The sequence below is a fragment of the Arthrobacter sp. TB 26 genome, from assembly GCF_000427315.1.
Classification (GTDB): Bacteria; Actinomycetota; Actinomycetes; order Actinomycetales; family Micrococcaceae; genus Arthrobacter.
The window spans coordinates 2,295-3,280 of the sequence record NZ_AUPJ01000546.1 but is presented as its reverse complement, the minus strand read 5'-3'; the positions used below and the strand labels follow the sequence as shown (position 1 = coordinate 3,280).

At 71.6% G+C, this 986-nt stretch carries 2 pseudogenes (1 of these 2 only partly in view); both read left to right on the top strand.

The annotated features are described in order from the left end of the window. Positions 1-402 (top strand): annotated as a pseudogene (locus K789_RS26350) (hypothetical protein); the annotation flags it as partial. A 141-nt stretch (positions 403-543) separates the two neighbouring features. After that, positions 544-986, top strand: a pseudogene (gene nth / locus K789_RS23780) (endonuclease III) (it continues 321 nt past the right edge of the window).

Sequence of the window (986 nt, the reverse complement as noted above, 5' to 3'; positions counted from 1 at the left end):
CCCGCCGCGAAAGCCTCCTCCGGGGAACAGACCCCGGAGGCCCAGGCCCGTGCCGCCGCAGCCGCGGAGGAAACCCGCGCCGCCGACGTTCCCGCAACGTCCAGCAGCAGCGCCCCCACCACGGTGAATCCGCGGGTGCGCCAGCAGGCGCCGATCGGCGCCACCGTCGACCCGGCAAGCCGCCCCGAGGACCACGGCGACCAGCCCGTCCACGAGGCGTTCTGGTTCGCCGTCGCCCAGCCCCGCACCGCCGTGGATGAGCACAGCGGCGCACCGGCCTTCGTGATTGAACCGGGCGGATGGGTGCTGGCCCTTGAGGACCGGGGCCACGAATTCCTGGTCCAGCACACCGACGGCCGGGTCGGTGTGCTCCGCGACCTCAGCAACATCGAGCGCGGTTAGCCCGTCCCAGTGGCCACTGAGTCCAGCAATCCGGCCCCCGCCGGCGCCACACCCCGCACCCATGGCGGCGGTGCGAAGAGGGCTGGCGCCAACGGCTCTGGCGCCCGGAGTGCCGTCCCGCGGGCCGCGGGGGAGTCCCCGCTGGCACTGAAACGGCGCGCCCGCCGGATCAACAAGGCGCTCGCGGAGCAGTATCCGTACGCCCACGCGGAACTCGATTTCCGCAGCCCGTTTGAGCTGGTGGTGGCCACGGTGTTGTCGGCACAGACCACGGACGTCATGGTCAACCAGATCACGCCCCTGCTGTTTGCCCGCTATCCCGACGCGCGGAGCATGGCGGAGGCGGACGCCGCCGAGCTGGAGGCCATCATCAAACCCACCGGATTCTTCCGGGCCAAGTCCCGGAACCTGATGGCGCTGTGCAACCGGCTCGTGGATGAGTACGACGGCGAGGTGCCCGGCCGGCTGGAGGATCTGGTGACGCTTCCCGGCGTCGGGCGGAAGACCGCGAACGTGGTGCTCGGCAACGCGTTCGGTGTCCCCGGGATCACGGTCGATACCCACTTCGGCCGGCTCGCGCGGCG